The organism is Elioraea sp., from assembly GCF_051860475.1.
Classification (GTDB): Bacteria; Pseudomonadota; Alphaproteobacteria; order Acetobacterales; family Acetobacteraceae; genus Elioraea.
In genome coordinates, this window is record NZ_JBHYDW010000063.1 from 1 (window position 1) to 23,608 (window position 23,608).

24 protein-coding genes are annotated in these 23,608 nt (G+C 71.7%); 10 read left to right on the forward strand and 14 right to left on the reverse strand.

Going from position 1 to position 23,608, the window contains the following annotated elements:
* From ACTIFU_RS12480 to ACTIFU_RS12495, 4 genes are all read right to left on the reverse strand, one after another.
* A partial coding sequence (locus tag ACTIFU_RS12480; RefSeq protein ID WP_439578635.1) for a CaiB/BaiF CoA transferase family protein occupies positions 1-1,144 on the reverse strand: 1,144 nt, incomplete at its 3' end.
* 11 nt (positions 1,145-1,155) lie between these two features.
* The gene (locus tag ACTIFU_RS12485) at positions 1,156-1,902 is read right to left on the reverse strand and encodes a CoA-transferase (protein WP_439578636.1); all 747 of its coding nucleotides are present in this window, start codon (positions 1,900-1,902) and stop codon (positions 1,156-1,158) included.
* The gene (locus ACTIFU_RS12490; protein ID WP_439578637.1) at positions 1,899-2,726 is read right to left on the reverse strand and encodes a CoA transferase subunit A; all 828 of its coding nucleotides are present in this window, start codon (positions 2,724-2,726) and stop codon (positions 1,899-1,901) included. The genes ACTIFU_RS12485 and ACTIFU_RS12490 overlap by 4 nt, the downstream gene beginning before the upstream one ends.
* The gene (locus tag ACTIFU_RS12495) at positions 2,723-3,421 is read right to left on the reverse strand and encodes a dienelactone hydrolase family protein (RefSeq protein WP_439578638.1); all 699 of its coding nucleotides are present in this window, start codon (positions 3,419-3,421) and stop codon (positions 2,723-2,725) included. Before ACTIFU_RS12495 ends, ACTIFU_RS12490 begins: the two co-directional genes overlap by 4 nt.
* Before the next feature lie 122 nt (positions 3,422-3,543).
* Here ACTIFU_RS12495 and ACTIFU_RS12500 point away from each other — a divergent pair, with 122 nt between their 5' ends.
* On the forward strand, positions 3,544-4,374 hold the full coding sequence (locus ACTIFU_RS12500; RefSeq protein ID WP_439578639.1) for an NADPH-dependent oxidoreductase: 831 nt from the start codon (positions 3,544-3,546) through the stop codon (positions 4,372-4,374).
* Here ACTIFU_RS12500 and ACTIFU_RS12505 read toward each other — a convergent pair whose 3' ends face one another.
* From ACTIFU_RS12505 to ACTIFU_RS12515, 3 genes are read right to left on the reverse strand one after another with little or no spacing between them, the layout of a single operon-like run.
* Entirely contained in the window at positions 4,375-5,151 is a 777-nt protein-coding gene (locus ACTIFU_RS12505) for an SDR family NAD(P)-dependent oxidoreductase (protein ID WP_439578640.1), read from the reverse strand.
* Positions 5,148-5,822 (reverse strand): cyclase family protein, encoded by a 675-nt coding sequence (locus tag ACTIFU_RS12510; RefSeq protein ID WP_439578641.1) that lies wholly within the window; start codon positions 5,820-5,822, stop codon positions 5,148-5,150. Before ACTIFU_RS12510 ends, ACTIFU_RS12505 begins: the two co-directional genes overlap by 4 nt.
* 10 nt (positions 5,823-5,832) lie before the next feature.
* Complete coding sequence (locus ACTIFU_RS12515; protein WP_439578642.1) at positions 5,833-6,804, reverse strand: tripartite tricarboxylate transporter substrate binding protein; 972 nt, start codon at positions 6,802-6,804, stop codon at positions 5,833-5,835.
* A 160-nt stretch (positions 6,805-6,964) separates the two neighbouring features.
* On the opposite strand from ACTIFU_RS12515, the gene ACTIFU_RS12520 reads away from it, so the two are divergent.
* A complete protein-coding gene (locus ACTIFU_RS12520; protein WP_439578643.1) occupies positions 6,965-7,906 on the forward strand; it encodes a hypothetical protein in 942 nt (313 codons plus the stop codon).
* Between the two features lie 39 nt (positions 7,907-7,945).
* A complete protein-coding gene (locus ACTIFU_RS12525) occupies positions 7,946-8,911 on the forward strand; it encodes a hypothetical protein (protein ID WP_439578644.1) in 966 nt (321 codons plus the stop codon).
* 7 nt (positions 8,912-8,918) lie between these two features.
* On the opposite strand, the gene ACTIFU_RS12530 is transcribed toward ACTIFU_RS12525, so the two are convergent.
* The 5 genes from ACTIFU_RS12530 to aroQ are packed head-to-tail and all read right to left on the reverse strand — an operon-like array spanning position 8,919 to position 12,513.
* A complete protein-coding gene (locus ACTIFU_RS12530) occupies positions 8,919-9,524 on the reverse strand; it encodes a DUF4412 domain-containing protein (protein WP_439578645.1) in 606 nt (201 codons plus the stop codon).
* An 18-nt stretch (positions 9,525-9,542) separates the two neighbouring features.
* On the reverse strand, positions 9,543-10,214 hold the full coding sequence (gene aat / locus ACTIFU_RS12535) for a leucyl/phenylalanyl-tRNA--protein transferase (protein WP_439578646.1): 672 nt from the start codon (positions 10,212-10,214) through the stop codon (positions 9,543-9,545).
* Positions 10,211-11,569 (reverse strand): acetyl-CoA carboxylase biotin carboxylase subunit, encoded by a 1,359-nt coding sequence (accC, locus tag ACTIFU_RS12540; protein ID WP_439578647.1) that lies wholly within the window; start codon positions 11,567-11,569, stop codon positions 10,211-10,213. Before accC ends, aat begins: the two co-directional genes overlap by 4 nt.
* A gap of 6 nt (positions 11,570-11,575) precedes the next feature.
* Positions 11,576-12,025 (reverse strand): acetyl-CoA carboxylase biotin carboxyl carrier protein, encoded by a 450-nt coding sequence (locus tag ACTIFU_RS12545; protein ID WP_439578648.1) that lies wholly within the window; start codon positions 12,023-12,025, stop codon positions 11,576-11,578.
* Positions 12,022-12,513 carry a type II 3-dehydroquinate dehydratase gene (gene aroQ, locus ACTIFU_RS12550; RefSeq protein WP_439578649.1) on the reverse strand — a complete coding sequence of 164 codons (492 nt, stop codon included), beginning with the start codon at positions 12,511-12,513 and terminating at the stop codon, positions 12,022-12,024. Before aroQ ends, ACTIFU_RS12545 begins: the two co-directional genes overlap by 4 nt.
* Positions 12,514-12,622: 109 nt before the next feature.
* On the opposite strand from aroQ, the gene ACTIFU_RS12555 reads away from it, so the two are divergent.
* The 4 genes from ACTIFU_RS12555 (at position 12,623) to ACTIFU_RS12570 (ending at position 18,269) form a co-directional block, all read left to right on the forward strand.
* Entirely contained in the window at positions 12,623-13,906 is a 1,284-nt protein-coding gene (locus tag ACTIFU_RS12555) for an HlyC/CorC family transporter (protein ID WP_439578650.1), read from the forward strand.
* Positions 13,907-14,126: 220 nt separating this feature from the next.
* Complete coding sequence (gene secD, locus ACTIFU_RS12560) at positions 14,127-15,728, forward strand: protein translocase subunit SecD (protein WP_439578651.1); 1,602 nt, start codon at positions 14,127-14,129, stop codon at positions 15,726-15,728.
* Between the two features lie 11 nt (positions 15,729-15,739).
* On the forward strand, positions 15,740-16,672 hold the full coding sequence (gene secF, locus ACTIFU_RS12565) for a protein translocase subunit SecF (protein WP_439578652.1): 933 nt from the start codon (positions 15,740-15,742) through the stop codon (positions 16,670-16,672).
* A 91-nt stretch (positions 16,673-16,763) separates the two neighbouring features.
* Positions 16,764-18,269: a hypothetical protein gene (locus ACTIFU_RS12570; protein ID WP_439578653.1), complete on the forward strand. Its 1,506-nt coding sequence runs from the start codon at positions 16,764-16,766 to the stop codon at positions 18,267-18,269.
* 3 nt (positions 18,270-18,272) lie between these two features.
* On the opposite strand, the gene ACTIFU_RS12575 is transcribed toward ACTIFU_RS12570, so the two are convergent.
* Positions 18,273-18,707 carry a PaaI family thioesterase gene (locus ACTIFU_RS12575; RefSeq protein WP_439578654.1) on the reverse strand — a complete coding sequence of 145 codons (435 nt, stop codon included), beginning with the start codon at positions 18,705-18,707 and terminating at the stop codon, positions 18,273-18,275.
* A gap of 242 nt (positions 18,708-18,949) precedes the next feature.
* Here ACTIFU_RS12575 and ACTIFU_RS12580 point away from each other — a divergent pair, with 242 nt between their 5' ends.
* Complete coding sequence (locus ACTIFU_RS12580) at positions 18,950-19,555, forward strand: PEP-CTERM sorting domain-containing protein (protein WP_439578655.1); 606 nt, start codon at positions 18,950-18,952, stop codon at positions 19,553-19,555.
* A gap of 15 nt (positions 19,556-19,570) precedes the next feature.
* Here ACTIFU_RS12580 and ACTIFU_RS12585 read toward each other — a convergent pair whose 3' ends face one another.
* On the reverse strand, positions 19,571-20,905 hold the full coding sequence (locus tag ACTIFU_RS12585; RefSeq protein ID WP_439578656.1) for an aspartate aminotransferase family protein: 1,335 nt from the start codon (positions 20,903-20,905) through the stop codon (positions 19,571-19,573).
* 132 nt (positions 20,906-21,037) lie between these two features.
* Between ACTIFU_RS12585 and ACTIFU_RS12590 the strand changes: the two genes are divergently transcribed.
* Together ACTIFU_RS12590 and ACTIFU_RS12595 are read left to right on the forward strand one after the other, a co-directional pair.
* The gene (locus tag ACTIFU_RS12590) at positions 21,038-22,282 is read left to right on the forward strand and encodes an EAL domain-containing protein (RefSeq protein ID WP_439578657.1); all 1,245 of its coding nucleotides are present in this window, start codon (positions 21,038-21,040) and stop codon (positions 22,280-22,282) included.
* 162 nt (positions 22,283-22,444) lie between these two features.
* Positions 22,445-23,530: a TRAP transporter substrate-binding protein gene (locus tag ACTIFU_RS12595; protein ID WP_439578658.1), complete on the forward strand. Its 1,086-nt coding sequence runs from the start codon at positions 22,445-22,447 to the stop codon at positions 23,528-23,530.
* Positions 23,531-23,608: the final 78 nt, after the last annotated feature.

Here is a 23,608-nt window from a genome sequence, read left to right on the forward strand (position 1 = left end):
ACCCGTGCGCGCGCAGCACGTCCGCGCCATGCGCGCCGAAGCGCGGCGGGGCCTCGCGCGCCCCGCCTGGCGTGCGGGCGAACTTGATCGGCGTGTTCAGCCCCCGGTACCAGCCGATCTCGGCGATCATGTTCCGCGCCGCCGTATGCGGCTCGGCCACCACCTCGTCGAAGTAGCGCACCGGCCCGGCCGGCAGCCCGGCCGCCAGCAGTCGCGTGCAGAGCGCCGCGCCGTCCTCCGCGCCGACGATTGCCTGCACCTCGGCGGTCAGCGCCGGACGATTGGCGAGCCGATCGGCGTTGGTGCGGAAACGCGCATCGTCGGCGAGCTCGGGCCGGCCGAGCAGCCCGCACATCTTGCGGAAGGTCGCGTCGTTGCCGGTGCCGATGAAGATCTCACCGGTCTTCGTGCGGAACGTGTCGTAGGGCGCGAGATTCGGGTGCGGGTTGCCGGTCGGCACCGGCCGCTTCCCCGAGAGGAAGAAGTTCGCCGCGTGCGGATGCAGCAGCGCCATGCCGCAGTCGTGCAGCGTCATGTCGATGAACTGCCCCTGGCCGCTGTTCGAGCGTTCGTACACCGCCATCAGGATCGCGATCGCGCTGAACAGGCCGGTGCCGATATCGACGATCGGCGCGCCGAGCCGCACCGGCCCGGTCTCGGGCGTGCCGTTGATGCTCATCAGCCCGCACATCGCCTGCACGATCGCGTCGTAGCCGGGGAAGCCACCGAGCGGCCCGTCCGCGCCGAAGCCGGAGACGCGGCAATGGATCAGGCGCGGAAAGCGTTCCTTCAGCGTCTCGTAACCGATGCCCCATTTCTCCATCGTGCCGGGCTTGAAGTTCTCGATCAGCACGTCCGCGCCGTCGAGCAGCCGGAGGAGCACCTCGCGCGCTTGCGGCTGCGCCAGATCGAGCCCGATCGACTTCTTGTTGCGGTTGACGCCGATGAAGTAGGAGGCGTCGCGCGTGCCGTCGTCATGCGCGTGGAAGGGCGGGCCCCAGTCGCGCACCTCGTCGCCCTGCGGCGGCTCGACCTTGATCACCTCCGCACCATGATCGCCCAGCACCATGGTGCAGTACGGCCCGCCGAGCACACGGGTGAGGTCGATGATCTTGAGGCCGGCGAGCGCGCCTGGGCTGAGCATGGCCTGTCTCCTTACGCGGCGTGGGCGCCGAATACGCGGGCGCAGAACTGCGGATAGGTGTCCTCGAGTGCCGAGCGGATCGGCCCCGCGAGCGCCGCGCGGTCGGCGTCGGACGGACCGCGCGTCTCGGGCACGTGGTCCGGCTCGTCGTAGTCGAACCCGGTCGCCGCGCGCACGCCCGCGCGCGTCTCGCCCGGATGCAGCGAGGCGAGCACGAAGCGTGCGCGTGCGGCGTCGAAGGCGAACACGCAGCGCCCGGTCACCAGCGCCTGCGGCGAGCCGCGGCGGTACACGCCCGGCGGCGAGACGCCCGGCGCCGAGACGTAATCGACCTTCGGCACCAAAACGCGCGGCGAGTGCTCCTCGCGGAACAGGATCACGCGCGGCACGGTGAACGCCATGAACGCGCTGCCGAAATTGCCCGGCAGCCGCGCCGACGCGCCCGCAGGCGTCCCCGTGCCGATCAGGTTGATGTTCGCCTGCCCGTCGATCTGCACCCCGCCGAGGAAGAAGAGGTCGATCCGCCCCTGGCCGGCGAGATCGAACAGTTCGCGCGCGCCCTCGGTGAACGGGTTGCCGACGCGCTGCTGGAGCAGGGAGAGGCGCAGGTCCAGCCCGCGGTGCCGCGCCAGCATCACCGCATGGGCCGGGATCGGGCTCGCTGCGCCGACGGCGGCGTGGCGAACCGGGTGGGGGTGCGGAGCCGCGATCAGGTCGGCGATCGCGGCGATCAGCAGTTCCTCGCGCGACACGCTCATTCCGCGGCCTTCGGCAAGGGGCCGAGCACGTGCTCGGCGAGATAGGCGCGGAACCCCTCCTCGGTGCGCGCGGCCTTCGCGTAGGCGTCGAGATGCGCCGCGTCCGCCGGGTAGAGGTCGAGCAGGCCGAGCGGCCAGGCGCCGCGGGCGGCGACCGCGACGGCGGAGACGTAGAGCGAGGAGATCACGCCCGGCGCCAGCCGCTCGTCCTCCATCAGGTTGCCCTCGACGATGCGCTCCGCCGTCACCAGCGTGGCGCGTGCGGCATGCGCGATGGTGCCGAGCTCACGCCGCCGCCCGACCCAGACATTGCCGTGCCGGTCCGCCATCGCGGCGTGGATCAGCGCGATGTCAGGCACGAGGGCGGGGACCAGTACGATCGGGTCCGGCGCGTCCGCGAAGGGATTGTCGATCGCCTTCCAGTCGGGGCGCTGGGGCAGAAGGTCAGTGCCGATCATCCCGCGCAGCGGCATGAAGGGCACGCCCTTCTCGGCCGCCTGCAACGCGGAGTGCACGGCCGGGCAGGTCGCGTCGGTGAGGTGCAGCGTGCCCGCCTTCATCGCCGCGGTGAAGCGCGGCGCGAGCCCGGCCTCGCCGAGGGTCACGGCGGAGGTGGTCAGCGAGGAGACGCAGCCGGCGCCGATCAGCAGGTCGGTCGCGAAGCCGGAGATCGGCACGCCGAGCAGGCGCAGATCACGCACGCCGCGCCGGATCAGCGCGCGCACCAGCGCGACCGGGCAGAGCGAGTTGTCCGGCGGCAGCGCGACGAAGGCGCCGTCGGGGACACGCGCGGCCAGCACGTCCAGGCTGTCGAGCGGGCTCATGCCAGCCACCGCGCGAGGAACGCGGCGGTGCGCCCGTTGGCGATCGCGGCGGCGCGGCCGTCCCAGTGCTGGCCGTCCACGCGGGCGAAGGCATGATCGACGCCCGGATAGACATGCGCCTCCACCTGCGGGTTGGGCATCGCCGCGGCGAGCACCGTGCCCTGCGCCTCCTTGGGCACGAACTTGTCGTTCTCGGCGATGTGCATCAGCAGCGGATGCCCGACACTGCGCAGCTCGCCCGCGAGGGCGTCGAGCATCACGCCGTAGTAGGAGACGTTGCAGTCGGCATCCGACCGGATCGCCATCAGCGCCGCCATCCGACCGCCAAGGCAGAACCCGATCGTGCCTGCCTTGCCGTTGCCACCTTCCAGCGTCCGCGCGGCCGCCAGCGTTGCCTTCAGGTCGTCCACCCCCTTGTCCTGGTCGAACGCGTTGAGCAGCGCGAACGCCTTGTCCCATTCCGACTGCGTCTTGTCGGTGAGCGAGACACGCGGCTCAAGCCGCCAGAACAGGTCCGGGCAGATCCCGATGAAGCCCTGATCGGCGACCGCGTCGGTGATCGCGCGCATCGAGGCGCTGACGCCGAAGATCTCCTGGATCACGACCACCGCGCCGGCAGGGGTCGCCTTCGGCCGCGCCACATAGGCGAAGAACGCGCCCGAACCGTCGGTTGCCTTGATGGTGATCTCCGCCATGGGTCCTCCCCTGTCCTGTCGGGCACGAGCATATCCCCGAGGCCAAGGGCCGGCCACCCGCTGGGCCACCCTTGCCGTGCCGTTGGCGGCCCACACCTCGGGTGTGAACCGAAGGAGCCCGCATGCTGACCGAGACCGCCGATCCCGCCGCCGTGCTCGCCGCCCGCTACGGCACGGCCCCACCCGAGCTCCGGCTGCGCTGGAACAGCGTGGTCGAGACGCTGCTCAGCCACCGCTCGGTGCGCGCCTACCGCGCCGATCCGCTGCCCGAGGGCACGCTGGAGACGGCGATCGCGGCCGCCCAGTCCGCCGCCACCTCCTCGAACCTCCAGACCTGGAGTGTGGTCGCGGTCCAGGACCCGGCGCGCAAGACACGCCTCGCGGCGTTGGCGGCGAACCAGAAGCAGATCGTCCAGGCGCCGCTGTTCCTGATCTGGCTTGCCGATCTGTCCCGGCTCGCGCGCGTCGCCGAGGCGCAGGGGCTGGAGGCGGAGGGGCTGCACTATCTCGAATTGTTGATCGTCGCGATCGTCGATGCCGCGCTCGCGGCGCAGAACGCGGTGGTGGCGGTGGAGTCGCTCGGCCTCGGCACGGTCTATATCGGCGCGATCCGCAACGACGTCACTGCAGTGGCGCGCGAGCTCGCGCTCCCGTCGCACGTGATGCCGCTGTTCGGGCTGTGCCTGGGCTATCCCGACGAGACGGCGCCGGCAGCGATCAAGCCGCGGCTCGCACTCGATGCCGTGCTGTCGCGCGAGCAGTACGCGGCCGAAGGCGAAGGCGATGCTGTGGCCGCCTATGACGCGGTGTTCGCCGCCTTCCAGACGAGCCAGGGCCTTCCGGAGGAGCGCTGGTCGGCACGCGCCATCGGACGGGTGCGCACCCGCGCTGCGCTGCACGGGCGCGACAAGCTGCGCGAGGCGCTGAACCGGCTCGGATTCCGGCTCGACTGATCAGTCGCCATCCTTCGGGTCGTACAGCACGCCCGTGGCCGCGAACCCGCCGTCCACATTCAGCATGTGGCCGGTGACGAAACCGGCATCGTCGCTGCACAGGAATGCGACCGCGCCGGCGACCTCCGCTGGCGTGCCGTAGCGCTTGAGCGCCATGCGATCGAGGAACGCGGCGCGCTGGCGCGGGCCGTGTTTCGTGCGCGCGATCTGGGTCGGCCCCGGCGCGACGCCGTTCACCAGGATGCCGTGTTCGGCGAGTTCGACCGCGAGCACCTTGGTCAGCATCTCGATCCCGCCCTTGGACGCACCGTAGGCCACGCGCCCGGTGCCGCCGAACTGGCCCGACACCGAGGAGACCGTGACGATCCGCCCGCCCTTCGGATCACCGCGCACCATCGCCCGCGCGGCCGCCCGCGCCGAGAGGAAGCAGCCGAACAGGTTGGTGCGCACGATGTGCTCGAAGGTCTCGAAGGCGATCTCGAGCACCGGGCTGCGGTCGGTGATGCCGGCGTTGCACACGGCGATGCGCAGCGGCCCGAAGCGCGCCTCGGCCTCGGCGACCGCCGCCTCGCACTCCGCCTCGCGCGTGACATCCATGCGGAACGGTGCGGCGACGAAGCCTGCCGACGTGATCTCGGCCGCGATCCGTTCCGCCGCCTCGGCCTTGATGTCCGCGACCAGCACCGCCGCACCCTCGCGCGCGAGCCGCTCGGCGATCCCCGCGCCGATCCCCGCCCCGCCGCCGGTGACGAGCGCGGCCCGCCCCGCGAGCCTCACGCCGCATCCTCGATCGCGATCACACGCGCGGGCGCGCCGTCGGCGTCGGGCAGGCGGATCGGCAGCGCCACCACCTCGTTGCGTGGCTGTTTCAGTGCGCCCATGTTGCAGAGATACTCGAACATGATGATGCCGTGCTTCAGCAGGTGGTAGTGCGTCACGTGCTCGGGCAAGGGCGGGCGCTTCTCGCCGGTGAGGAAGAAGCGGATGCAGTAGTCCTGCGGGAAGTCGAACCCCACTGCCTTGATGCCGCGCTCGCGCAGCCAGATTGCGCCCTCTGCTGTCATCCACGGCGCGTTCAGCCAGAACCCAGGCGTATCCAGGCTCTCGCGCTCGTCCCAGCGCGCGCGGATCAGTGCGATGTCGCCGGGACGCAGATGCGCGCCTGCCTCTGCCATCACTGCGCGCTCGATCGGGCTGTTCGCCGGCACCGCCGAGACATCCACCACCGCGCCCGGTCCGACCGTCATCTCCAGCGTGATCGCGTCGGTGGTGAAGCCCTCGGGGTCGACATGGCGCGGGCTGTCCATGTGCGTGAAAGCGTGCACGTTCCAGCCCGCCCAGGTGGCTTGACCCGCGCCGGTGTCATGCGTCTTGGCGAAGCGCCGCTCGACCTCCCAGCGGAAATGCCCGCTGCGCACCGGCGTGGAGAGATCGGTCAGGCGTCGCATCGAGCCGCGCTCACTGGTCGCGCCAGGGCTGTTCGGTCCAGAGCCGGCGCAAGGCCTCCGCTTCACTGAACACCAGCGCGCGCGTGTCCTCGGCGTTCAGGTAGCGCAGCGGAATCTCCAGCCGCTCGGCTTCGGCGATCCAGGCGCGGTCGCGCATGGTCGCCGCCAGCATCGCCGCGAGCCGGTCGCGGATCGGCGGCGGCGTCGCGGCGGGCACCACGAGGCTGCGCACCACGCGCGTATCGAGCGCATAGCCGGCCTCGCGGAAGGTCGGCACATCAGGCGTCATCGGGAAGCGCGCCGCGCCGGCCGAGGCGAGCGGCCGCACCCGGCTGTTGCGGATCAGGCCCATGCTCTCCCCCATGTTCATCGACGCGACCTGGATGTGCCCGCCAAGCAGCGCCGTGACAGTCGGTGCCTGGCCGGCAAATGGGATGTGGTTCAGCCGAATGCCTGCCGCGCGTTCGAGCCCGATCATCAGCAGGTGGTCGTCCGAGCCGATCCCTGCGGTGCCGACCGAGACCGCGCCCGGATTGGCGCGTGCGTGCGCGACCAGCTCGGCGACCGTGCGGAACGGGCTGTCGGGCGCGACCTGGAACCCGCTCGGATCCTCGACCACGGTGCCGAGGAAGGCGAAATCCTCGAGCCGGTAGCGCGGCTGCCGCTCGATCGTGATCGTCTGCAGGCTCGGCGTGATCACCGTGCCGATCGTGTAGCCGTCGGGCGCTGCGGTCGCCATCGCGGTGTAGCCGATCTCGGCGCCTGCGCCGGGGCGGTTCATCACCACGAAGCGCGCGCCCGGCAGGTGGCGCTCGAAGTGGGGAACCATCGCGCGGATGTTCACGTCCGTCCCGCCGCCGGGCGGGAACGGCACGATGATCTGGATCGGCCGCTCGCCGGGCCAGGCGGCTTGGGACGATGCGATGCGCGGGGCGGCGAGTGCTGCTCCGGTGGCGAGCAGCGTGCGGCGTGACGTCATCATGGCGGGTTCCTTCCCCGGGGATTCGTTGCGGCCAGCCTAGGATCACCCCCAAGGTCTGTCCAGGCGGACGGGCGATGACAATCCGCTTGCAGTTCTCATTGTCGGGACGTAAAAAGACGGCACCGGAACAGAAAGGTCAACCATGCGCGACTGCGCCAGGGTGAGCCTTCTCGGTGCGGCACTTCTGGTGCTTGCGGCCTGCACCTCCGCCCCGTCGGCGGAGTTGCGCCTGTTCCGTGACAGCGTCGCCGCGATCGAGCAGGCGGGCCAGCCGCTGCTCGACGATCTCGCGCTCGCCGAGCGCGCAGCCTTCAGGACCTCGCTGCGCGAGAAGGCCCAGGCGAACTCCGCCCGCGAGGCGCGCGGCCAGGTGCCGCGCAGCGAGGAGCGCTGGGTGGGACGGCCGCTCGGCATCGGTTTCGTGCGGGATCTCCAGCTCGACGACGTGCCGTTCGAGGCCTCGATCGGTGATCCGCCTGGCACCGCGGCGCTGCGCGCGGGCCTCGGCACGGTGACCGCGCTGTCTTCCGCGCTGGTGTCGCTGACCGACGGCACCAATGCCGAGGCCGCGACCGACGATCTCGTCCGTTCGGTCTCGGCGCTGACCGATCTCGCCGCCGCCGGCGCCGCCCTGGTCGGCACGCCGCTCGCGACCGCGGGGCTCAAGGCCGCGATCGGTGAGCTCTCGATCCTTGCCACGCGCCTCGCCGAGGAACTCAACGCGCGGCGTGCCCGCGAACTCATCCTGGAGAACGAGCAGCAAGTGCACACGCTGCTCGCGGAGCTGCGGAGCGCCGTGCCGGCGATGTGGACCGTGTTGACGACCGATCTGCAGATCGCCATCGCGGCCAACCCGCGCATGCCGGACTCCGAGCTGCGCGCGAACGCAAGTCGGGCCGAGACCTACCGGCGCCTGCTCAGCGACTACGCCGTGCTCATCGCGCGTGCGCAGGATGGCTGGCGTGGTGCGGTCGCCGCGGCGCGTACGCCGGGGAGCCTGACGCTGGCCGCGGTTGCCGAGAATGCGTCCCGGCTGCGCGCCGATCTGGAGGCGATCCGGCGTGCCCAGGCCGCCCTGCGCAGCGGGCAGATGATCCCGTGAACGCCGTCCGCGTCCGGCCGACCCGCTGAGGAGGGAGAGATGTCCGTTCACGCTGCGCGCGACGCGCTGTTCGCCTCGCTGGCCACGCTTGCCCAGCGCCGTGACACCACGCCCGACGAGGCCGAGAAGGAGGAGATCGCGATCGCGATGCTGGAGGTGCAGAGTGCGATCCGCGATCTCGCGCTCGCCGACCTGCTCGCCTCGGCGAAGGCGGTTTCCGATGCGGCCGAGGCCCTTGAGGGGGCGGTCCGGGCGGCGAAGCGCAAGCCGTTCGACATCTATCTCGAGAGGCTCCAGCGCCACCTCGCGGCGCTCGACGAGGCGCGCGGGGCGATGCACGAGGGGGACGCGCTGCCGCCGGCGCCGGAGCAGGACGCGGAGCCGCTCACCGCCGCCGCCGCCCGGTCGTTCCGGGGCGCGGCGGAGCCGAAGCTCTCGACGGCCACTGACTTCGCCGCCCTGAAGGCCGAATACGCAAGGCTGTTCGAGGCCTGCGAGGTGCTGCCGGAGCGGAAGGCCAACATCGACTACTACGTCCGGCAGCTGGAGCGGAACCGGGACGCCTACACGGCGGTCCAGGCGCAGTCGGGCGTACCCTGGCTGTTCACCGGCATCCTGCACGGCATGGAATGCGGGTTCAGCTTCCAGCGCCACCTGCACAACGGCGATCCGCTCGCCGCGCGCACGGTGCGCGTTCCGGCCGGCCACCCGCGGGCGGGCGAGCCGCCGTTCCCCTGGCTGGTCAGCGCCATCGACGCGGTCCAGCTCAAGCGCCTGCACGAGGAGACCGACTGGTCGGCCCCGCGGCAGCTGTTCCACTTCGAGCGCTTCAACGGTTTCGGCTACCGCAGGCGCGGTATCCCCTCGCCCTATCTCTGGAGCTTCTCGAAGCACTACCGCAAGGGCAAGTTCGTCGCCGACGGGGTGTTCGACCCCGAAGCGGTTTCGAAACAGTCCGGCGCCGGCGTGATCCTCAAGGCCGCACAGGCGCGCGGCCTCGGCTGAGCACGGCTCAACGCCGCGGCGGCTGGCCCATCGGCATCGTCGGCATCTGCAGGGTCTGGTAGCCCGCGGGCACCTGGAACCTGTCCGCCGGCTGCGGGTCGAGGCTGACGCGCGTGGCCTCCATCCTGCCGCGCCTACCGTCCTCCTCGAACTCGCCGCGCAGCATGATGCCGTGCTCCGTCACGCAGGCGGTTCCACGCGGCCTGCCCTGCTTGGCGACGCGATAGACCGTGCAGGCGAGGCCCGCGACGCGATCGCTGCCGACGCGCGTCAGGGTCGCGTCATCGTCGATCGGGCTGATCGGCACGTCGCTCCCGGACCCGGCACCCGGGGTCAGTTCCATGGCCATTCGGCTGCTGTGCTCGAGCATCCACATGCGCGATCCGCCGAGTTCCATGATCATCGACACGTTCTGTCCCGCCTCGGCAAGATCGATACGCTGTCGCTTCGATGCCATGCTGAACGACATCTGCATGGTCTTCGGCGCGTCCGTGCCGAAGCCCGTCATCGCGTAGGTCGCGGCGAAGTCGCGGGTGGGAATGCGGGGCGGCTCCTGCGCGGCGGCGGGAGCGGCGAGCGCGAGCGTCATCAGCAGGGCGGCGGATCGGCGCATCGGAACCTCCGTTGGCGGTCAGTCGCGGGTGCGGAGCGCAAGGATCTCAGCGCGCAGGCGCTCGGGGGCTGGCTCGGAGAGGAACTGCGCCGGCGCTTCCAGCGCCACCAGCAGGCGCCGGCGATACTCCGACCGGGGCACCTCGATCGCGCCGAAGCGCGCGAGATGCTCCGTGACGAACTGGGTGTCGAGCAGCCGGAACCCACCGAGCCGCAGCCGCGCGACCAGATGCACGAGCGCCACCTTCGAGGCGTCCCGCACGGTCGAGAACATGCTCTCGCCGAAGAACGCGCCGCCGAGCGCGACGCCATAGAGCCCGCCCACCAACTGCCCGTCCCGCCAGCACTCCACCGAGTGCGCATGGCCCATCACGTGCAGCGCGCTGAACAGCCGCTCGATCTCGGGATTGATCCAGGTCTCCGGACGATCAGCGGTCGGAGCCGCGCAGCCCTGCATCACCTCGATGAAGGCGGTGTCGCAGCGCACCTCGAACACGCCCGACAGGACGGTGCGCGCGAGCCGGCGCGGCAGGTGGAAGCCATCGAGCGGCTGCACGCCGCGCAGTTCCGGATCGAGCCAGTAGAGCCGCTCGCCGTCGCGGCGCTCGGCCATCGGGAACAGTCCGGCGCGGTAGGCGCGCAGCACGAGGTCGGGCGTGATCTCGGTCAGGCCCGCCCCGTGGCGCGTCATGCGGTCTCCGTGTCCGCAGCGCGCGCGACGAAGCGCTCCAGCCAGTGGATCGTGTAGTCGCCGACAACAAAATCCGCGGCGCAGACGATCCGGCGATGCAGCGGCAGCGTCGTGGCGATGCCGTCGATCACGAACTCCTCCAGCGCGCGGCGCAGCCGCATCAGCGCCATCGCCCGGTCCGCGCCATGCACGACGAGCTTGGCGACCAGGCTGTCATAGTAGGGCGGCACGGTGTAGCCGGCATAGAGTGCCGAATCGACGCGCACGCCCAAGCCCCCCGGCGCGTGATAGGTGGTCACTTTCCCGGGGGTGGGCAGGAAGGTGTCGGGATCCTCCGCGGTGATCCGGCACTCGATCGCGTGGCCGTTGAAGCGGATCTCGTTCTGGCCGTAGCCGAGCGGGATGCCGGCGGCGATGCGGATCTGCTCGCGCACGAGATCCACCCCGCAGACCATCTCGGTGACGGGATGCTCGACCTGCAACCGGGTGTTCATCTCGATGAAGGCGAACTGCCCGTCCTGGTAGAGGAACTCGAGCGTGCCGGCGTTGCGGTAGCCGATCTCGCCCAGGGCAGCGGTGACCACCGCGCCGAGGCGGTCGCGCTCCGCGCCGTCGAGCGCCGGGCTGCCCGCCTCCTCGACCAGCTTCTGGTGGCGCCGCTGCAACGAGCAGTCGCGCTCGCCGAAATGCACCACGCTGCCGTGCGCATCGGCGAGCACCTGCAGCTCGATGTGGCGTGGCCGGTCGAGGTACTTCTCCAGGTACACGGCATCGTTGCCGAACGCGGCCTTGGCCTCGGTGCGCGCGATCCGGAACGCGTCCGCCACCTCCTCGATGGTGCGCGCGACCTTCATCCCCCGGCCGCCACCGCCGGCGGCGGCCTTGATCAGCACCGGCGGGCCGATCCGCCGCGCCACCGCCTCGGCCTCCTCAATCGACCCGACCGGCCCGTCCGAGCCGGGCACGAGCGGCACGCCGAGCCGGGCCATGGTCCGCTTGGCCTCGATCTTGTCGCCCATCATGCGGATATGCCCGGGCGAGGGGCCGATGAAGGCGATGCCGTGCTGCTCGACGATGGAGGCGAACTCGGCGTTCTCGGAGAGGAACCCGTAGCCCGGATGGATCGCGTCGGCCCCCGTGATCGCGGCGGCCGACAGGATCGCCGGGACGTTCAGGTAGCTGTCGCGCGCGGGCGGCGGGCCGATGCAGACGCTCTCGTCGGCGAGGCGGACATGCATCGCATTCGCGTCCGCCGTCGAATGCACCGCGACCGTGCGGATGCCCATCTCCTGGCAGGCGCGGTGGACCCGCAGCGCGATCTCGCCGCGGTTCGCGATCAGCACCTTCTCGAACATCGCGCGCTATTCAAGCAGCATCAGCACCTCGCCGTACTCCACCGGCGCACCGCTCTCGACCAGGATGCGGCTGACGGTGCCGGCCTTCGGCGCCTTGATCTGGTTGAAGGTCTTCATCGCCTCGATCAGCAGCAGGGTCTGGCCCTGGACGACCGTCTCGCCTGCCTTGACGAAGGCAGCGGCCCCGGGCTCGGGGCCGAGATAGGCGACCCCGACCATCGGCGAGACCACCGCGCCGGGATGGGCGGCGTCGAGCGTGGGCTCGGGGCGGACGGGGTCGGCCGGACCGGCGGCGGTGCGGACGGAGGGGGCGGCGAGCACGGTGGTGGCGGTCTGGGCGCGCGCGACGCGGAGGCGGCTCTCGCCCTCGGCGATCTCGATCTCGGCGAGCCCGGTCTCGTCGAGCAGCCCGGCGAGCCGCCGGATCGCCTCCTCGTCGATCGCGATCCGCGTCATCGCGCGGTGCCCCCCATCCGCCGCGGCGCGGGCTGGGCAGTGCCGATCAGGCCCAGCAGGCCGGCCATCGCCTCGATCGCGAGCCCGTATCCCGTGGGCCCGAGCCCCGCGATGATCCCGGTCGCCGCCTTGCCGGTGATGGAGGTGTGCCGGAACGCCTCGCGCCGGTGGATGTTGGTCACGTGCACCTCGATCACCGGCAGGTCGGTGGCGAGCAGCGCGTCGAGCAGCGCGATCGAGGTATGGCTGAGCCCGCCCGGGTTGATCACGATCCCGGCGGCGCGGTTGCGACAGGACTGCACCCAGTCGATCAGCTCGCCCTCGTGGTTCGACTGGCGGAACTCGATCTCCAGCCCGTGGGCGGTCGCGCGCGCGCGGCACAGCGCCTCGACATCCGCCAGCGTGGTGCGGCCGTAGAGTTCCGGCTGGCGGGTGCCGAGCAGATTGAGGTTGGGGCCGTGGTAGACGGCGACCAGGGGGGCGGCCACGATCGGGGATCCTGGGGTTGACGGGTGGGGGGCCTTAGCATGCACCCGCGCGCCACCGCAACGCGCGGCACTCGCCCCGATCGCCCCGGTGCGGTAAGCTGGTCCGGCCATGACCCCATCCGAACTCGCGACGGTAGCGGCGATCGTCGTACTGTTGGTCCTCTCCGCCCTGTTCTCGGGCGGCGAGACCGCCTTCACCGGCGCCTCCCGCGCCTTCATCACCCGCCGCGCCCGCTCGGGCGACGCCCGCGCCGGTCGGCTCGCCCGGCTGCGCGAGCACAAGGACCGGCTGATCGCCGCCCTGCTGATCGGCAACAACCTGGTCAACACCACCGCGACCGCACTCGCGGCCGGCCTGCTGATCGCCTGGTTCGGCGAGGAGGGCGTGGTCTATGCGTCGCTGCTCATGACCGCGGTGCTGGTGGTGCTGAGCGAGGTGCTGCCCAAGACCTATGCGATCCAGCACCCCGACCGGACGGCGCTCGCCGCCACGCCGTTCCTGGCGCTGACCTACCGCGTGTTCGGGCCGGTCGCGATCGGCGTCAACGCGGCCGTCCGCGGCATGCTGCGCCGGCTCGGCGTCTCCATCGGCGGGGAGCGGGCCCAGACCGAGGAGGAGCTGATGGGCGTCATCGCGCTGCACGGCGAGGGTGGCGCGGAGGCCGAGGCAGCGGTGGAGGAGCGGCGCATGCTGCGCGGCGTGCTCGCCCTCGACGACCTGACGGTGGCCGACGTGATGACGCATCGCAGCCGGATCGAGGCGCTGGACGCCGAGGCCTCGCCGGCCGCGAACGCGGCGCGCCTGCTCGCCACCCGCCACGCCTGGCTGCCGCTCTGGCGCGACGGCGGGCGGGACCTGCTCGGCGTGGTCGAGACCCGCGCGGCGTTGAAGGCGCTGCACCAGGCCAAGGGCGACCCGGCCGCGCTCGACCTTCATCCGCTGATGGCGCCTTCGCCCCTGGTGCCCGAGACGCGCCCGCTGCTCGATCAGTTGCAGGCGTTCCGCCGTTCGCATTGGCACTTCGCGGTGGTGGTGGACGAGTATGGCCAGATCGCTGGCTTGGTCACGCTCCACGACGTGATCGAGGTGGTCGTCGGCGAGATCACCGAGGCGGGTGAGCAGATCCTGGCCGACGCCGTGCACGGTGCGGGCGAGGTCGAGGTGCCGGGCGAGACCCGCGTGCGCGATCTGAACCGGGAGCTCGACTGGTCGCTGCCGGAGGACGAGGCGATGACGGTCGCGGGCCTGCTGATGGCGGCTGCCCAGGGCACGCCGAAGCGCGGCGAGGCGGTGGAGATCGCGGGCTACCGGTTGCAGGCATCGGATCTGCGGGGCCGGCGGATCGCCCGGGTGCGGATCGTCGCGCCCCAACCCGAGGCGGGGGAGGGCTGAGCAGCCCGGCCATCCGTCGCACCGGGCGGGCAGAGGGGACATCGGGGCGGGGCCGCTTCAGGCCGGGCCGACGTGCCGCCTCCGCGGCCCGCGAGCCCCGCGATCACCCCTCGGCGACCCGGAGGCGCCGGCGATTGCACCCGCCCGCGCCCACAGGCATTCTCCGCCGCCGATCACGGAACCCCTGACCGCCGGACACACAAGGAGCGCGCCGAGCGCCATGATGTACTTTGCCCGCTGGAAGATCGCCGCCATTCTCGGCGGGATCGTCCTTGCGGCCATCCTCGTCATCCCCTCCTTCGTGCCGAAGGACCGCCTCGGCGCGGCCGGCGAGTACGTGCCCTGGCGCCAATTCCATCTCGGCCTGGACCTTAGGGGCGGCTCTTACCTGCTGCTCGAGGTCGACATGGAGGCGGTGATCCGCGAGCGTCTGGGCAACCTCGCCGACGGCGCGCGCACCCGGCTGCGCGGCGCCAATATCGGCTATACCGGCCTTGCCTCGCAGGGGCGCAGCGTCACTCTCCGGATGACCGACCCCACCCGCAGCCAGGACGCCGTCCGCCTGCTGCGCGAGCTCGCCAATCCGATCACCGTCGGCCTCGCCGCGCCGCAGCCCGACCTCGAGGTGACCGCCGCGCCCGACGGCACGATCGCGATCACGCTCTCCGAGCCGCTGCTGCGCGAGAAGGCGACCCAGGCGGTCGAACAGTCGATCGAGATCGTCCGCCGCCGGATCGACGAGACCGGCGTGGTGGATCCCGTGATCGCGCGCCAGGGCGCCAACCGCCTGCTCGTCCAGCTCCCGGGGATCCAGGACCCGGAGCGGATCAAGCAGCTGATCGGCACCACCGCGCGCATGACCTTCCATCTGCTCGACGACACCGCCGACCTCAGCGCCCGCACGCCACCGCCCGGCGTCATGTTCCTCGACGGTGACCGCGGCCCGGGCGGCCAGCCCACCCGCTACGCCGTGCGCCGGCGCGTCGAGGTGGACGGGGCGAACCTGACCGATGCGCGTGCCGGCCAGGACAGCCGCACCAGCGAATGGGTGGTGAACTTCACCTTCGACTCCATCGGCACGCGCCGCTTCGCCGAGGTCACGCGCAACAATGTCGGCCGGCCCTTCGCGATCGTGCTCGACAACCGCGTGATCACCGCGCCGGTGATCCGCGAGCCGATCACCGCCGGGCGCGGCCAGATCAGCGGCAACTTCACCGTCGCCTCCGCCAACGACCTCGCGGTGTTGCTGCGCGCGGGTGCCTTGCCCGCGCCGCTCACCGTGATCGAGGAGCGCACGGTCGGGCCCGATCTCGGCGCGGACTCGATCCGCGCCGGCGCGATCGCGCTCGCGATCGGCTTCGTGCTGGTGATCGCCTGGATGTTCGCCTTCTACGGCCTGTTCGGCCTGTTCGCGAACATCGCGCTGATCGTGAACATGATCCTGCTGCTCGCGGTGCTGTCGCTGATGGAGGCGACACTCACCCTGCCGGGCATCGCCGGTATCCTGCTGACGCTGGGGATGGCGGTGGACGCCAATATCCTGATCAACGAACGCATCCGCGAGGAGGCGAAACGCGGGCGAACGCCGATGAACGCGATGGAGGCCGGGTTCAAGCGCGCCTTCGCCACCATCGTCGACAGCAACCTCACCACGCTGCTGGCGATGGCGATGCTCTACGCGTTCGGCTCCGGGCCGGTGCGCGGCTTCGCGGTGACGATCTCGGTCGGGATCATGTGCTCGATGTTCTCGGCGATCGTGTTCGTGCGCATGCTGATGGTGCAGTGGGTGCGGGCGCGCCGGCCCGCGGCCCTGCCGGTCTGAGGAGGCGCGCGATGCGGTTCCGCCTGGTTCCCGACGGCACCAAGATCCCGTTCATGCGCGGCCGGATCCTCGGCCTCGTCGTCTCGGCGATCCTGTCGATCGCCTCGGTCGTGCTGTTCGTCTATCCCGGCATGAACTACGGCATCGACTTCAAGGGCGGCGTGCTGGTCGAGGTGCGCACCCCCGCGCCGGCCAATTTCGCCGAGATGCGCGCGGCCCTCGGGCAGGCCGGGGTCGGCGAGGTTGCGCTGCAGCAGTTCGGCTCGCCCACCGAGGTGCTGGTGCGGATGGAGGCGCAGGAAGACGAGGCGGCGCAGCAGCGCAACGTCGCCGCCGTGCGCGCCGCGCTGGAGCAGGTGATGCCGGGGGCACGCATCGTGCGCACCGAGGCGGTCGGCGGGCGTGTCTCGGCCGAGCTGTTCGCCGCCGGCATGACCGCGCTCGGCATGTCGCTGATCGCGATCCTGCTCTACATCTGGTTCCGCTTCGAATGGCAGTTCGGCGTCGGCGCCGTGGTGACGTTGATCCTCGACGTCACCAAGGCGGTCGGGTTCCTCGCGATCACGCGCATCGAGTTCGATCTCGCCACCGTCGCGGCACTGCTGACCATCATCGGCTACAGCGTGAACGACAAGGTCGTGGTCTATGACCGCATGCGCGAGAACCTGCGCAAGTACAAGACCATGCCGCTGCGCGAGCTGATCGACCTGTCCATCAACGAGACGCTCTCGCGCACGATCGGCACCTCGGCCACCGCCTTCCTCGCCATGCTGCCGCTCGCCTTGCTGACCACCGGCGCGATCGAGGGCTTCGCCTGGACCATGCTGTTCGGCATCGTCGTCGGCACCTCGTCGTCGATCTTCATCGCCGCGCCGATCCTGCTGTTCCTCGGCGAGAACCGGCTGCGCCGCGGCACCGAGTCGGCGGCGCCGGCCGCCGTCTGAGCCGCCCCATCGGTCGGCTGCGAGCCTGGCCGCCGATGGGACGCGCGGGGGCGAAGCGCGCCGCCGTGCGCAGCACGGGAACCGCCGCCCCGTGAGCGCCGGCCGGCCGCGCCGCACCCGGTCGCATGTCGCGTTGCTGACCGCGCTCGAAGGCGGCTCGGTGGCCTTCGCGCTCGCCGGCTTCGCCTGGCTGGGCGTGGTCTATCTGCGCATGCTGGTCTCGCCCGCGCCGCAGGAGATGCGCGAGGGCGCGCTGATCGTCACCACGCTCGCGCTGCTCGAGTTCCGCAATCCCTATGCCCTGGGCGCCTTGGCCGAGGCGGCCAATCTCTACGGCATCGTCTATCCGCTCGCCGTGCTGCCGGCGGCCTGGCTGTTCGGCGCCGGACTCGCGGTGCACCGCGCGGTGGCCGGACTCGGCTTCGCCCTCGGCGCGTGGCTGCTGCACGGGATGCTGCGGCGCGAGGGCGTCGATCGGCTGACCGCCGGCCTTGCGGCCGCGCTGGTCGCGGCGGGCTGGCTCTACTGGGTCGGCGCGACCGCGCGCCCCGACGGCATCGGCGTGGCGCTGATGATGGCGGCCTACGCCGCGGTCGCGCCCGATCCCGAGGACCCGCGCCGCTTCGCCGCCTGTCTTGCGGTCTCGCTGCTCGGCCTCGCGACCAAGCTCTACTTCGTGTTCCCTGCCGGCGTGGCGGCAGCCTATGTGTTCCTGTTCCGCTCCTGGTGGCGCGGCCTCGCCTTCGGGGTCGCCGTGCTTGGCGGCATCGCCGTCACGCTCGCGCTGCTCGCGATCCTCTTTCCTGGCTATCCGGTCCTGGTGCTGGGCGCGAACCTCGCCGCGACCGGCTACGACCTTGGCCACCTGATCCGCCAGGCGTGGGACTGGGCGGTGTTCAGTCTGCCGCTGCTGGCCACGCTCGGCGTCGTCGCCGCCCTTCGGCTCAGTCCGCCCCCTTTCTGGAGCTTTGCCGCGCTCGCTGCGCTCGCCGCTCTCCTGCTCGCACTCGGCGGGCATACCGGCGCGCATATGAGCTACTTCTTCCACCTGCTCTCGCCGCCGCTCGCGCTCGCCGTGCTCGGCGCCGGCGCGCGCTGGCCCGAGCCGCGCCTTGCCTTCGCACTCGCGCTGCCCGTGGCGATGCTGGCGAGCGCACCCTGGTTCCTGCTTGACCCGGACCGGCTGACCGCGGCCGAGGCGCGCATCGCCGTGGCCGGGCGGCTGATTGCGGCCGCGCAGACGCCGCTGGTCACGACCGAGCTCGCTGCGCTCGCCGCCCTCGACGGCAAGCCCACCCCGGAAACCGGGCACAGCGAATACTTCGCCGACGCGATCGCGGTGGTCCCGCCCCGGCTGCTCGCGCCGCTGTGGCTGCCGCGCGAGACGATCGCGCGCGAACTGGCCGACCTTGCCCGCGCGGTCGAGGACGGGTTGGCGGCGCGCCGCTTCGACGTGGTGCTCGCCAATCGCGGCTCCATCCTGGTGCGCCGCGAGGCGCTGCAACGCGCCGGGTACCGCGTGGTGGACCGGATCGAGGTCGAGATGGCCTGGAGCTTCCAGCGCTGGACGGTGGATGTCTGGCGCCCGGTGGAGTGAGCCTCAGCGCACCCCGTCCGGGATCGCGTAGGTGATCGTCATCTGCGCCACCTCCGCCCCGCCCTCCACCCGCGTCACCTCGGCCAGCATCACCGCGAGCCGCCGCCCGACGCGCAGGGTGCGGCAGTCGCAGGCGAGGTCGTTCAGCCCCGCCGGGCGCAGGAACGAGACGTTGAGGTTACTCGTCACCGCGAGCGGCATGGGCCCGATCACCGAGAGCAGCGCGATCCAGGCCGCGACATCGCCGAGCCCCATGATCGCCGGTCCGGACACCGACGGGCCTGGGCGAATGTTGCGCTCATCGAGCGGCAGCACCACGCGGCAGTGCCCGCGGGCATAGTCCGCGAGCACGAGCCGGCCGTCCTTGAACCCGGCATGGGGGTATTCGCGGCGGAGGAACGCCTCCATCGCCGCGCGGTCGAGCGCGGGTTCGCTCATGCCGTGCCGGCGCGGACGGACAGGCGCCGCCGGGTCACGGCGACGCGGCGAAGCGTGACATGGGTGCCGGTCCTCCCCTCGATCGTGCCGCGCATCGGATAGCCCGGCCGGCGGCGCGCCGCCGCCGGGACTCACGGGTTCGTGATGGTGCCCCCCTCCGCGTCCGGACTGCCATTGCCGCGATGTAAGCAAAGCGCCATGCTGGCCTCGGGAGAAACACCGGCAACACGGGGGAAACGGCAATGGGCATGCATGTGGGACGTTTCGCGGCGGCGGCCGTGGTCGCGGCGGGGCTCGGCCTGGCGGCGCCGGCCGGGGCGGCGGTGATCACCTATACCGAGCCGCCCGACCTCAGCGGCCTGCCCCTCTCGCCGACCGAGCTCGGGGCGCTTGGCGTCGGCGTGAACTCCGTCACGGGCAGCATCTCCTGCTCTGGGAGGGGCTGCGGTTCCGGCGACCCTGTCGACTCGTTCAGGGTCCAGCTGGCGGCCGGGCTTGCCATCACCGATATCAGCATCACGGTCACCGGCTTCACCGCAACCGGTGGGGTCGAAGGTGGGATCGGCGCCATCGGCTCGCTCGACGCGGCGACCGGCAACTTCGATCTGGTTTTCTCTGGCGATCTGGGTCCGACCAGCGTCTTCGCCGGCGCCGCCGCCGGGCCGGGCGACCTCACGCTGGCCACCGGGCTCCGGGCTTTTGTCACCGGGGAGATGTCCTACAATTACGTCATCGCCATCACGGTGGCGTCGATTGCACAGCCGATCCCCGAGCCGGCGACGCTGGCGCTGTTCGGCGCGGGGCTGCTGGGCCTGGCGATCACCCGGCGCCGGCGCGCCGCGCGCTGAGCCGCCCGCCCGCGCTCAGGACGCAAGCGCGGCGTCCACGGCCTCGCCGAGCCGGGTGACGATCAGGTCGAGCTCCGGCTCGGTGACGGTGAAGGGGGGTGCGAGCGTCACGTGGTCGCCGCTCCGCCCGTCGATCGTGCCGCCCATCGGATAGACCAGCAGGCCGCGCGCCATCGCCGCCTCTCGCACCTGCGCATGAAGCCTGCGCGCGGGATCGAACGGCGCCTTGGACGCCCGGTCGGCGACCAGTTCCAGCGACCAGAACAGCCCCCGGCCGCGGATATCGCCGACATGGGCGTGGTTGCCGAAGCGCTCGACCAGCCGCGCCTCCAGCCCGTGCCCGAGGGCGGCGACGCGCGCGATCATCCCGTCCGTGCGGAGCACCCGCTGCACCGCAAGTCCGGCCGCGCAGGCCACCGGATGCGCGGCATAGGTATGGCCGTGCTGGAACGCGCCCGAGCCGTCGCGGATCGCGCGCACGATCCGCTCGTGCACCAAGAGCGCGCCCAGCGGCTGGAAACCCGCGCCCAGCCCCTTCGCCACCACCAGGATGTCGGGGGCGATGCCTTCGGCGTCGCAGGCGTGCAGGGTGCCGCAGCGGCCCATGCCGCACATCACCTCGTCGAGGATCAGCAGCACGCCGTGGCGGTCGCAGATCTCGCGGATGCGGCGGAAATAGCCGGCGACCGGCGGCACCGAGCCCGCGGTGGCGCCGACCACGGTCTCGGCGAGGAAGGCCGCCACGGTGCCGGGAGGATGGCGCGCGATCTCGGCCTCGAGGCTGTCGGCGGCGCGCCGTCCGTACTCCTCCTCGGTCTCGTCGTCGTGCCTGAAGCGGTAGGCGAAGCAGGGGTCGACGTGGCCGGCGGGGATCAGGATCGGGTCGTAGAGCGCGCGGCGAGCCATGTTGCCGCCGACCGAGAGCGCGCCGAGCGTGTTGCCGTGATAGCTCTGCCGGCGCGCGACGAAGCGCGCGCGGCCCGGCTCGCCGATCTCGACGTGGTACTGGCGGGCGAGTTTGAGCGCCGCCTCGATCGCCTCCGACCCGCCGGAGACGATGTAGGCGTGGCTGAGCCCCGCCGGCGCGTCGGTCAGCAGCACCTCGGCGAGCCGTTCGGCCGGCTCGGACGAGAAGAACCCGGTATGGGCGTATTCCAGCCGCCCGACCTGGTCGCGCACCGCCGCGACGATCGCCGGGTGGGCGTGGCCGAGGCAGGAAACCGCCGCCCCGCCGCAGGCATCGGCGTAGCGGCGCCCCTCGCTGTCAGTGATCCAGAGCCCGTCTCCTGCAACCGCCACGGGCGGCGCAGTGTGCAGGCTGCGGTGGATCAGTCGTGACTCGTGAAGCATTTCTTTACACACTCCGGCCAACGCGCCATTTTATCCGTGATCCGTGTCGCGCTTCTTGCGACAGGACCCGCACGCGTGCGGGGCGAGCGGGACACGCGCGTGACGCTAACAGACTCAGGTGAGGCACGGAACATGGCCGGCGGCGATCCGACCGAGCGCCTTGCGGCCGTGCCGGCCGCGCTCGCGCCCTGGCCGGCGCCCGGCGCGACGCCGCCCCTTGTGGTTGCGCGTGGCCCCTCCGCTGGGCTGCTCGCCGGGATCGCTGCCCAGACGGGCGATGGCGAGGTGCTCGTCGTGCCAGGGGCCGACGCCGCCATCGTCCGTCTCGCCCGCGCCGCTGCGCCGCCCCCCTTCGTGCTGGTCGAGGCCGCCGCGGTCGGGCGGGGCCTGGGCCGCTTCCTGCGTCTGCTCGCCGACCCCGATCTCGCTGCGCCGATCGTGGTGGTCGGCGAACCGCATCGCGCGGGTCGGGTTGCCGCCGCGGCGCGGCGGCTCGGGCTGCCGTCCTGCGCACTGGACGCGCTCGATCGATTGCGCGAACTCCGGACCGTTCTCGCCGGCCTCGCCGCCATCCCGCGCGAGGACGCCCCCGTGCTCACCGCCGCGGAGCTCGCCCGGGCGATCACGGGCGGGGCGATCGTCAATCGCTACCAGCCGCAGGTCCGGCTGTCCGACGGCGCGCCGCTCGCGCTCGAGACGCTCGCGCGCTGGGAGCATCCGCGCCACGGCACGCTGGGAGCCGGGCAGTTCATCCCGCTTGCGGAGGAGGCCGGGCTCGCGGCCGACCTCGCCCGGCGCATGGTGCGCCGGGCGGTCGCCGACATGGCCGTGCTGCACCGCGCCGGCCACCGCTACACCATGGCGCTGAACCTGCCGCTCGACGTGCTGCTCGACCCCGCGACCGCCGACGAGCTGGCCGAGGCCGTGACACAGGGCGGGCTGCCGCCCGAGGCGCTGACGATCGAACTCACCGAAAGCCAGATCGCGTACGACCTGGTTGCGGTCCGCGACGCGGCGCTGCGTCTGCGCGGGCACCGGTTCGGCGTCTCGATCGACGACTTCACGCTCTCCGCCGCGCAGACCGGGCTGGTCTCGCTGCCGTTCAGCGAAATGAAGCTGGACCGCTCGCTGGTCGTCGCGGCCCTGGCCGACCGCACTGTGCGCGGGGCGCTCGCGAGCGTGGTGCGGATGGCGCACGGGCTCGGCCTCGTGGTGGTGGCGGAGGGGATCGAGACGCCGCAGGCCTGGGTGGTGGCGCGCGAGATCGGCGCGGATCTCGCCCAGGGTTGGATGGTCGGCCGTCCGCTGCCGGCGGGCGCGGTCGCCGCCTGGGCGGCGTCGTGGATCGCCGCCGGCCGCGCGCAGCCACGCGCCTGACAGGCTGCGCTGCACCCTGAGCAGAGCGGACCTGCTTTTGATGCGCCGGGCGATCAGTTTGTGCGCCGCAGCGCGAGGCCGGAAGATCCGGGTCGCGCCCGACCAAGGACAGGGTCCCGGCGGGCCGAACGCCTGGCCGTCGCCGGATCAGGGAGAAACCGCATGGCATTGTTGAACAGGCTCGGTCGCCGCGTCGCTCTGAGTGCCGCGGCTGCCACGATCGCGCTCGGGCTTGGCCTGAGCGAGGCGGCAGCGCAGGAGCGTGTCCGCTGGGGCGTGCCGATCGCGTTCGGCTCGAACCTCACCGCGCTCGGCGATACCCTGCCATGGGTCGCGGACCGGTTGCGCGCCATGTCGGGCGGGCGGATCGATCTCCGCGTGCAGGAGCCCGGCACGGTGATCCCAGCGCTCGGCGTGTTCGACGCGGTGAGCGAGGGCAAGGTCGACGCGGGCTATACCTGGATGGGCTACGAGATCGGCAAGGTGCCGGCCTCGGCGCTGGTCGGCGCAACCCCGTTCGGGCTCGAATCGATCGAGTTCGCCGCGTGGTACTGGTTCCATGGCGGCAAGGATCTCGTGCTCAAGATCTTCGAGAGGCACAACGTGGTGCCGATCTTCTGCGGCACGATCAGCCCCGAGGGTGCGGGCTGGTTCCGCGCGCAGATCACCAGTCTGGATCAGGTGCGCGGCCTGCGCTTCCGCGCCGCCGGCCTCGGCGGGCGGATCTGGGAGAAGGTCGGCGCCTCGGTGCAGCTGCTGCCCGGGCCGGAGCTCTACCAGGCGCTCGAGCGGGGCGTGCTCGACGGCACCGAGTTCAGCCTGCCGACGGTCGACGAGCAGCTCGGCTTCCAGCGCGTGGCGAAGTTCTACCATCTGCCCGGCTGGCATCAGCCGTCGACGAACCAGTTCCTCTATGTGAACAAGGCGGTGTGGGACAAGCTGCAGGACGCGACCAAGGCGATGATCGAGACCGCGTGCTACGCGGGCGTGTCCTACTCGATCGCGCGCGCCGAGGCGCTCCAGGGTGCCGTGCTGAAGCGCTTCCGCGACCGGGGGGTCACGGTCGCGCAGCTCCCCGACGACGTGATCAGGCGGTTCCAGGAGGCCACCAAGGAGGTGCTGGACGAGCAGGCCGCGCGTGACGCCGACTTCAAGACCGTGCTCGAGAGCATGCGCCGGTTCCAGGCCGAGCATCAGCCCTGGAAGCATCTCGGCTACCTGCCGCGCAACTGGCCCGTGACCCAGTGAGGGCCTTAGAGCCCATCCGGGAAGTTCTGATTCACGCTGAGGAGGTTGCGGCGAGGCGTCGGAGCATGATGCGGATCA